Here is a 9272-nt window from a genome sequence, read left to right on the forward strand (position 1 = left end):
GGTGTTGATCAGTTCGACCACGTCGCCGATCCGCGCCGCGGCCGCGGAAAGCTCGCCGACACGATCCGTCGTGGCGCGGGCCTGGATGACCGCCTCGCCGGCGACGCGGGCGGATTCCTGCACCTGGCGGCTGATCTCGGTGATCGAGGACGACAGCTCCTCGGTCGCTGACGCCACCGACTGCACGTTGGTGGACGCCTCTTCGGAGGCGGCAGCCACCACGGTGGTGAGCTCCTGCCCGCGTTCTGCAGTCGATGTCAATGTCGACGCCGAGGCTTCCAGTTCGGTCGCAGCCGAGGACACGGTATCGACAATCTCACCGATCGCGGCTTCGAAGCCGTCGGCCAGCCTATGCATCTCGGCCTTGCGCTGCGCGGCTGCAGCCTGATCCTGCCTGATCTTGGCCTCGGCCTCCTCACGCGCCTTCTGTTCGGACACGACCTTGAACTTTTCGACGGCCGCAGCCACGCCGCCGACCTCGTCCTTACGGCCGAGCCCGGGCAGCACCACAGAAAAGTCGCCGCCCGCGAGCGTATCCATGGCCACGGTCAGCGCACGGATCGGCCGTGCGATGGTCAGGAACGACATCAGCCAGGAGCCAACGAGGACGAGCGCGGCGAGCGCGCCGACGATCATTCCGATGTGCTCGCTCGACGCCATCTCCTTGAGAGAGAGCGCGATCTCGTCTTCGCCCTTGTGTTTGGCAAAATCGGCGATCTGGCTGGCGATCTGATCCATTTCGGCCGCAAGTGGCAGCGTCGCTTCGCGGGTAAGACGCGCCGCTTCTTCGACGAGCTTCGCGACACGGGCAGTCGTATCCGCTCCCGTCGGGGCAATTGCCTCGCCGCGGATCGCAGCCACCTGCTGGGCTGCCTTGACATAATTCGCACCGAGACTCTTGAGCTTCTCCATCCGCGTCCGGTTTTCGGACACCTGCGACAGCTTCAACATCGCTTCGGCAAGCTTGGTCAACGTTCCAAGTCGTTCGAGGAGAGCCTCGCTCGCCTTCTGCAATTCGCCTGCGTTGTTGGCCAGCCGAATGTCCCGGACGGCGAGCTGCATGCTGCGCACCGCAAGCTTGGCTTCCACCGCCTCGCGCGCCAATTCCAGTTGCGCGAATGCAGCCTGATTGGAACGACGCACATCGCCGTTGCCGACAAGATGACTTGCTATCATGGAAAGGACCAGCAGGATGGCGAAGGCCGACGCGATCGCAAGCTTCGTCGCGATCCGCACATTCTGAACAAGGCTCAACATGGCCACGTTTCCCTGGGGAAATTCGCAGCCAAATCATTGTCGGCCGCCCAGGCGTTGATCGCCCTTGCCCAAAACGTGAGCGACTGCCATTCCGAATTGGTTAATAATGGCTCCCGGAAAAATACTGGGTCAGCGCGAAAAGCCCTTGCAATCCAGCACGGTACGCGCGCGCATGAGGTTAATCACACGCACTGATAGGAACGTCAGGCGGCGCGCACGGTGCCGAGAAACCTGCTGACCTCGAGCTTGAGGCGATTGCTGTCGCCGGACAGCATCTGCGCGGCGGACAGCACCTGCGAGGACGCCGAACCCGTCTCGCTCGCGCCGCGCTGCACGTCGGTGATGTTGGACGACACCTGATGAGTGCCCTCGGCCGCCTGCTGCACGTTGCGGGAAATTTCCTGCGTCGCCGCGCCCTGCTCCTCGACGGCGGCAGCGATGGTCGAAGAAATCTCCGACAGCTTCTCGATAGTGTCGCTGATGTCCCTGATCGCGCCAACCGATTGCTCGGTCGCGGATTGGATGCTGGCGATCTGCTGCCCGATTTCACCTGTCGCCTTCGCAGTCTGCTCGGCGAGCGCCTTGACCTCGGAAGCGACGACGGCAAAGCCGCGTCCAGCCTCGCCGGCGCGAGCGGCCTCGATGGTTGCGTTGAGCGCCAGCAGATTGGTCTGGCCGGCGATGGTGTTGATCAGTTCGACCACGTCGCCGATCCGCGCCGCGGCCGCGGAAAGCTCGCCGACACGGTCCGTCGTGGTGCGGGCCTGGCTGACCGCCTCGCTGGCGACGCGGGCGGATTCCTGCACTTGGCGGCTGATCTCGGTGATGGAGGAGGAAAGTTCCTCCGTTGCGGATGCCACCGACTGCACGTTGGTTGATGCTTCTTCCGATGCTGCCGCCACAACGGTGGTGAGCTCTTGTGTGCGCTCGGCGGTCGACGTCAACGTGGTAGCGGAGGCCTCAAGCTCGGTCGAGGCCGACGACACCGTCCCGACGATCTCGCCGACGGCGCCTTCGAAACTGTCGGCCAGCCTGTACATCTCGGCCTTGCGCTGCTCGGCCGCGATCTGATCCTGCCGCATCCTGGCGTCCGCTTCCGCGCGCGCCTTCTGCTCCGAGACGACCTTGAATTTCTCCACGGCACCGGCGACCTCGCCGACCTCGTCCTTGCGGCCGAGGCCGGGCAGCACCACCGAGAAATCGCCGCCGGCAAGCTTTTCCATCGCCACCGTCAGCGCGCGCATGGGCCGCGCGATGCTGAAGACGGAGAAGATGCACGTTCCGATCAGGACCAGCGCGACCAGCACGCCGGTGACGAACGACGTCCGGCCAACCGACACGGCCTCGGCTTCCGCTTCGGCGCGCGCCTCACGGCTCTTCTGCTTGGCGAAGTCGGTGATCTGGTTTGCCAGCTCGGATATCTCTTCGTTGATCGGCCCCAGCGTCCCCTTGCGGATACGATCGACCTCAGACGCGAGCTTTGCGAGCTGCACCGACGCTTCGCCGTCCTTCTTCCCGTCGAGTGCGAGTTCCTGCTTGCGGATGGCCTCGATCTGCTGCTGACCTTTGCCGTAGTCGCCGATCAGCGCGGTCAGGCGATCGATCCGCTTGTGATTTTCAGCCGAGCGCGACAGCTTGGCCATCTCACCGGCGAATTTCAGCGCCGCCGTCTGCCGGTCGTTGAAATAGGTGGCGGCCTTCTGCATCTCGGCCGGAGCAGACGCCATCAGGATATCGCGAATGCCGATCTGCATGCCCCGGACCGACGCCTTCGCTTCCGCGGCGTTTTGCGCGATCGCCTGCTGTCCCGACGCTTCATTGCCGAGTTTCTGGACTTCGGCATTCCCGCTCGTCTGGAGGAAGATCATCAGCGCGACGAGCCCGATGGTCAGCGCGGAGGTGATGGCGACCTTGGTGCCGATTCGCAGGTTCTGAATGAACGTCATCGAAAATATCCCCGGATACGCATTTGCCGCGACGAAGCGCGAAAACTCCGGGAAGGCTAAACTGGAAGTACCTCGTTAACGTTAAGTGCGACCGCTGCAGGCTAGGTAGAATTACGCACGGCTCTTGCCTAAACCCAGTCGAACTCCACACGTTTTGCGCGCAATGGCACGTAGTTTCGCGGATTTGCAAGCATCGCATTCGTTAACGCGCGCCCTCGCTCGGCGACGCCGTCAGCGGATGGCTCTCGCCGACGAGGCTGATGCGGAAGACTGGCTGCTTGTTCTCGTCGAGCAGCTCCATGCACCACTCGGCGTTCGGCTTCAAGCCGCGCGCGATGCCACCGAGCAGGTTGGCGCAGACCTCTGTCATCTCGGCCCAGGCGGCTGCGCGATCGTCGAACTCATACGGCTGGTCGGCGGCGCCGGAATAGCGACCGGTGCTGATGCGGAAAAAGTACAGCGACATCGTTGAACCCTTTTATCGGGCCGCGCCCCCCTCCCGGCCGTACGCAAACTGGAGCGCGAACAGCTACCAAGGCATGAAAGCCGCCGTCCGTATGACTACGGCGCGGCGGCTTCGTGTTCGATGGACGTCTTCAACGAAAAAGTGTGCGGACTGACGCGCGCGGCCGTCTCACTGGGTCGAACGGCGCAGCTCCAGCGGGCCCTCGTTCTTGGCAGGCTCCGACCTGGTATCCGACTTCACCGGCTCGAGCCGGCTGCTCTCGACGCGCGGCGTCTCCACGCGCGCGGCAATCTCGGTGTTGGACGAACCAACCGAACCGGTGTGCTCCGACCTGTGCAGCGAGCGCGGCCGGGCCGCGGCGCGGGCCATCAGCATCTGGTTGCCGCCCTGGTGATGGAAGTCACAATAGGCGAAGCCCATGCCCGACACCGAGCCGCGGAAGCTGCGATCATCGGTCTTTTCGAGGTTGAAACAGGGCTCGAACGGAATGCCCTTGATCGAGGCGCAGACGTTCTGGCCGCGGATCTGGAGCGTGTTGCCGGGCAGGCGGAGATGTTTCACCGGGCCCGCGCCTGAGAACTGCACCGCACCGGCGGCGCCGAGGTCGTCGAGGATTCGGCCTGCACCGCGGGTGCCGTCGAAACAGGTGAAGGCAAACACTTTGCCGGCCACGAAGCGACGCGCCTCGTCGGCGTTCATGCTTCCGGCAATGGCCGGCGCAAACGTTGCTGCCGCCGTGACAGCCCCCAACACAATACGCGCAAGCATGCTCAACTCCGAACCAACCCCCGCAGCGGGCGATGCCTTATCTCTTTACCCGCTGCTTACCATACGAACCATGGCGACATTGAAGCAGCTTGGTTGGTAAAGTCTGAACGCCGTTAGACAATTTTTACCACGATGCGGCCGCGGACCTGACCGGCCAGGATTTTCGCGCCCCATTGCGGAACTTCGTCGAGCGGGATTTCCTGAGTGATTTCAGATAGTTTTGTCCGATCCAGATCGGACGCCAAGCGCTGCCACGCGGCCTTCCGCGGCTCGATCGGGCACATCACGGAATCGATGCCGAGAAGGCACACCCCGCGCAAAATGAAGGGCGCGACAGACGACGGCAGGTCCATGCCGGCCGCCAGGCCGCAGGCCGCAATTGCCCCGCCGTATTTCGTCATCGACAGCAGATTCGCCAGTGTGGTCGAGCCGACGCTGTCGACGCCGCCCGCCCAACGCTCCTTTGCAATCGGCTTGGCCGGTGCCGATAATTCATTACGGTCGATGACTTCAGCCGCGCCGATCTCTTTCAGGTAGTCGGCCTCCGAGGCACGGCCGGTCGAAGCGATGACGTGATAGCCCAGCTTCGAAAGCACGGCCGTGGCGACCGAGCCGACGCCACCGGCGGCACCCGTCACCACCACGGGACCGCTCTTCGGCGACAGACCGTGCTTCTCCAGTGCCAGCACCGAGAGCATCGCGGTGAAGCCGGCGGTGCCGATCGCCATGGCATCGCGCGCCGACAGGCCTTGCGGCAAGGCCACCAGCCAGTCGCCCTTCACCCGCGCCTTCTCGGCATAGGCGCCGAGATGGGTCTCACCCATGCCCCAACCGGTGCAGACGACCTTGTCGCCAGCCTTCCACTGCGGATGCGAGGATTGTTCGACGGTGCCGGCGAAGTCGATGCCGGCGATCATCGGGAAGCGGCGCACCACCGGCGCCTTTCCGGTGAGCGCAAGGCCGTCCTTGTAGTTCAGCGTCGACCATTCGACGCGGACGGTGACGTCGCCGTCCATCAGCTCGGCTTCGTCGAACTGCGTCAGTGCGGCAGTGGTGCCCTTGTCCGCCTTGTCGATCCGGATCGCCTTGAATGTGGCCACGACTGAACTCCCTGACTGGTTTGACCGGGATGTTTAGCCGATCAGGCCGGCTGCGCAACTGCCCGTGCGACGGGTTTCTCGACGATCGGAAGATTGATGAGCGCCGAGAGCACACCGAACAGGATCGAGAGCCACCAGATCGGCGTATAGGAACCGAAGCGCTCGAAGACGATGCCCCCTAACCAGACGCCGAGGAAGCCGCCGACCTGATGGCTGACGAAGGCGAAGCCGTAGAGCGTTGCAAGCCAGCGCGTGCCGAACATCAGCGCCACCAGCGCCGAGGTCGGCGGCACCGTCGACAGCCATGTCAGGCCGGAGACCGCACCGAACGCGATCGCCGAGAACGGCGTGATGGGGAACGAGATGAAGGCGAGGGTCGCCAGCGCACGCGTGAAGTAGATGGTCGAGAGGATGTAGCGCTTGGGCAGCGAGTTCTGGAGATAGCCGACGCTCAGCGACCCCACGATGTTGAACAGGCCGATCGCCGCGATCACCCAGCCGCCGGTTTGCGCGGTGATGCCGCGATCGACCAGGAAGGCCGGCAGATGCACGGTGATGAAGGCGAGCTGGAATCCGCAAGTGAAGAAGCCGAGCACCAGCAGCACATAGGAGCGGTGGCCGAAGGCTTCGGCAAGCGCCCTGGTGAAGGTCTGATCGTCCGCGGGCGTCGCGTGCGTCGCATGCGAAACCCGCGGCGTCGAGAGCGCCAGCGATAGCGGGATGATCAGCAACATCAGGAAGCCGAACACGGAAAGCGCCTGCTGCCAGCCGAAATTGTCGATCAAGGCGACGCCGATCGGCGCGAACAGGAACTGCCCGAATGATCCCGCCGCCGTGCCGGCACCAAGCGCAAGGCCGCGCTTCTCGGCCGGCAGGAGCTTGGCGAACGCCGACAGCACCAGATTGAACGAGCAGCCGGCGAGACCAAAACCGACCATGACGCCCGCACCGAGGTTGAGCGACAACGGCGTCGAGGAGTAGCGCATCAACAGCAGGCCGCCGGCATAGAGCAGAGCGCCGACGCACATCACCCGGAACAGGCCGAAACGATCTGCGACCGCACCGGCGAACGGCTGGCCCAAGCCCCACAACAGGTTCTGCACGGCAATCGCGAGGCCAAACACGTCGCGGCCCCAGGAGAATTCGTGACTCATCGGCTGCACGAAGAAGCCGAGCGCCGAGCGCGGTCCGAAGCCGAGCATGCCGATCGCACAACCGCAGAGAATGATGACCGCCGGAGTGCGCCAGTTGGAGGAACGTGAGGCCGGAGCAAGTTCGCCCGCTGATGTCGACATGTTGTCCTCGTCTGTCTTTGGCGGACTGGCAAAGCGGCGGCCGCGAACATGCCATTTAATGCACTTGCATGAAAACCCCAAGTCAAAAACGGTTGCATTCCACGGGGAGCTGCCGCGGGAGCATTGCGTTTCAATCTGGCCTCGCCGACCGCCAAGCCCGTGCTTGACGGAAATGTGTGCGGAAGAATCTGGCGGTCTTCAGCAGAGCGTGTTATCTTCGATTTGCTCATACTGAGCATATTTGACTCGATTTGCTGGCCGTCCGGCCAGATTAATTGGGCCCCATATATGCTCACTATGAGTATAAACGATATCTGCAAGGGAGGCTTCGATGCCGATCGCTGGAATTTACGGGCCCGACGACTTTGCCAACCGGCCCCAGGGCCAAGTCACCGCCTCCCCTCGTGCCGCGCCGGCACGAACGGGACCCGCGCTGCCAACGCCCTCACTGGCATGGACGCCGGAGGTCGCGCGCGCCACCGCGCCACTCTATGAGCGTGTGAAGCATGTGATCCCGCCGATCGAGTGGCCGCTGATGGCGCCGACGATCCAGGCGATCAACGAGCTGAAACGCGCGCGGGGCGCGGTGATCCTCGCGCACAATTATCAGTCCCCGGAGATCTTCCACTGCGTCGCCGATATCGGCGGCGATTCACTTCAGCTCGCCGTCGAAGCAACCAAGGTGAAGGCCGGCATCATCGTCCAGTGCGGCGTGCACTTCATGGCGGAGACGTCGAAGCTGCTCAACCCGGACAAGACGGTGCTGATCCCCGACATGCGCGCCGGCTGCTCGCTCGCTGCCAGCATCACCGGCGCGGACGTCCGCCTGCTCCGCGAAAGATTTCCCGGCGTGCCCGTGGTCGCCTACGTCAACACGTCGGCGGAGGTGAAGGCCGAGGTCGACATCTGCTGCACCTCGTCGAACGCGGTGCAGGTGGTCGAGAGCCTCGGCGCGCCAAGCGTGATCTTCCTGCCCGACCGCTATCTCGCCACCTACGTCGCCTCGAAGACCGACGTGAAGATAATCGCCTGGAAGGGCGCCTGCGAGGTGCACGAACGCTTCACCGGCAAGGAACTGCGCGAGTTTCGCGAGGCCGATCCCTCGGTGCAGATCATCGCGCATCCGGAGTGCCCGCCGGACGTGCTGGCGGAAGCCGACTTCACCGGCTCAACCGCGCACATGATCAACTGGGTGCGCGAAAAGCGGCCGCGACGGCTGGTGATGATCACGGAGTGCTCGATGGCCGACAATGTCCGCGCCGAGCTGCCCGACGTGGAGATGCTGCGTCCCTGCAATCTCTGCCCGCACATGAAGCGCATCACGCTCGCCAACATCTTGGAGAGCCTGCTGACGCTGCGCGATGAGGTGACGATCGATCCCGCGCTTGCGGTGCGTGCGCGGCGTTCGGTCGAGCGGATGATCAATCTGAAGAATTGAAGGGAAAATGTAGCGGCAAACACCAATGTCGTCCCGGACAAGCGCAGCGCAGATCCGGGACCCATAACCACCGGGAGATGTGGTTGCGAAGAAAGGCAACAAGCAGCTTCGCAAGACAACTTCCGCCGCGGCGTATGGGTTCCTGCGTCCGCAGGGACGACAGATGAGCAAGAGGAAACACATGACCAACAACATCCACAACCTCACCCGCAGCACCGACGAAATCGTCATCGTCGGCGGCGGCCTTGCCGGACTGTTCTGTGCGCTGAAGCTCGCGCCGCGGCCGGTGACCTTGATCTCGGCTGCGCCGCTCGGACTGGGCGCATCCTCCGCATGGGCGCAAGGCGGCATCGCCGCGGCAGTGGCCGAAGGCGACACGCCGGAAGCGCATGCCGCCGATACCGTCGCGGTCGGCGGCGGCCTTGTCGACGCAGCGGTCGCAATTGGGATCGCGCGCGAGGCCGCGCCGCGCATTCATGATCTTCTGGCCTATGGCGTTCCTTTCGATCGCGATCTCGAAGGCAGGCTCGCCGTGGGGCGCGAAGCCGCACATTCCGCCCGGCGCATCGTGCATGTGCGGGGCGACGGCGCTGGAGCGGCGATCATCGCGGCCTTGAGCGAAGCGGTGCGCCGCACGCCGTCGATCCACATCATCGAAGGTGTCGTCGCCGAAGCCCTCTTGATCGAGGGCGGTGCCGTCGCCGGCCTTCAATTGCGCGAGGCCGTCAACACGTCGGCGAGGCCGTTCCTGCTCGCCTCGCGCGCGGTGGTGCTCGCCACCGGTGGCATCGGACATCTCTATGCCGTTACCACCAATCCGCTTGAGGCCAGCGGATCCGGCCTCGCCATCGCGGCGCGCGCCGGGGCCGTGATCGCGGACCCCGAATTCGTGCAGTTCCACCCGACCGCCATCAGGATCGGACGCGATCCCGCACCGCTCGCCACCGAGGCGTTGCGCGGCGAAGGCGCGACGCTGATCAACGGCAGCGGCGAGCGCTTCAT

The 9272-nt window shown here is 64.2% G+C and carries 8 protein-coding genes; 2 read left to right on the forward strand and 6 right to left on the reverse strand.

Going from position 1 to position 9272, the window contains the following annotated elements:
* The 6 genes from MOV74_RS22310 to MOV74_RS22335 form a co-directional block, all read right to left on the reverse strand.
* Window positions 1–1257, reverse strand: a 1257-nt coding sequence (locus MOV74_RS22310) for a methyl-accepting chemotaxis protein (RefSeq protein WP_246926843.1), incomplete at its 3' end; no start/stop codon positions are given.
* 203 nt (window positions 1258–1460) lie between these two features.
* The gene (locus MOV74_RS22315) at window positions 1461–3203 is read right to left on the reverse strand and encodes a methyl-accepting chemotaxis protein (RefSeq protein ID WP_246926846.1); all 1743 of its coding nucleotides are present in this window, start codon (window positions 3201–3203) and stop codon (window positions 1461–1463) included.
* A 202-nt stretch (window positions 3204–3405) separates the two neighbouring features.
* Window positions 3406–3669 carry a DUF6894 family protein gene (locus tag MOV74_RS22320; protein WP_246926849.1) on the reverse strand — a complete coding sequence of 88 codons (264 nt, stop codon included), beginning with the start codon at window positions 3667–3669 and terminating at the stop codon, window positions 3406–3408.
* Between the two features lie 168 nt (window positions 3670–3837).
* Window positions 3838–4437, reverse strand: a complete 600-nt coding sequence (locus MOV74_RS22325; protein ID WP_246926864.1) for a hypothetical protein — start codon at window positions 4435–4437, stop codon at window positions 3838–3840.
* Window positions 4438–4550: 113 nt separating this feature from the next.
* On the reverse strand, window positions 4551–5537 hold the full coding sequence (locus MOV74_RS22330; protein ID WP_246926868.1) for an MDR family oxidoreductase: 987 nt from the start codon (window positions 5535–5537) through the stop codon (window positions 4551–4553).
* A gap of 41 nt (window positions 5538–5578) precedes the next feature.
* The gene (locus MOV74_RS22335; protein ID WP_246926872.1) at window positions 5579–6832 is read right to left on the reverse strand and encodes an MFS transporter; all 1254 of its coding nucleotides are present in this window, start codon (window positions 6830–6832) and stop codon (window positions 5579–5581) included.
* 331 nt (window positions 6833–7163) lie between these two features.
* Between MOV74_RS22335 and nadA the strand changes: the two genes are divergently transcribed.
* The gene (nadA, locus tag MOV74_RS22340; protein ID WP_246926887.1) at window positions 7164–8270 is read left to right on the forward strand and encodes a quinolinate synthase NadA; all 1107 of its coding nucleotides are present in this window, start codon (window positions 7164–7166) and stop codon (window positions 8268–8270) included.
* A 181-nt stretch (window positions 8271–8451) separates the two neighbouring features.
* On the forward strand, window positions 8452–9272 hold an 821-nt coding region (locus MOV74_RS22345; RefSeq protein ID WP_246926890.1), incomplete at its 3' end, for an FAD-dependent oxidoreductase.

Origin of the sequence: Bradyrhizobium sp. SHOUNA76, from assembly GCF_023006445.1 — a bacterium.
Taxonomy (GTDB): domain Bacteria; phylum Pseudomonadota; class Alphaproteobacteria; order Rhizobiales; family Xanthobacteraceae; genus Bradyrhizobium.

What these genes read in the sequence shown, in the direction of transcription:
- MOV74_RS22315 (WP_246926846.1), bottom strand. Translation starts at nt 3,203, where the DNA reads ATGACGTTCATTCAGAACCTGCGAATCGGCACCAAGGTCGCCATCACC.
- MOV74_RS22320 (WP_246926849.1), bottom strand. Translation starts at nt 3,669, where the DNA reads ATGTCGCTGTACTTTTTCCGCATCAGCACCGGTCGCTATTCCGGCGCC.
- MOV74_RS22325 (WP_246926864.1), bottom strand. Translation starts at nt 4,437, where the DNA reads ATGCTTGCGCGTATTGTGTTGGGGGCTGTCACGGCGGCAGCAACGTTT.
- MOV74_RS22335 (WP_246926872.1), bottom strand. Translation starts at nt 6,832, where the DNA reads ATGTCGACATCAGCGGGCGAACTTGCTCCGGCCTCACGTTCCTCCAAC.
- nadA (WP_246926887.1), top strand. Translation starts at nt 7,164, where the DNA reads ATGCCGATCGCTGGAATTTACGGGCCCGACGACTTTGCCAACCGGCCC.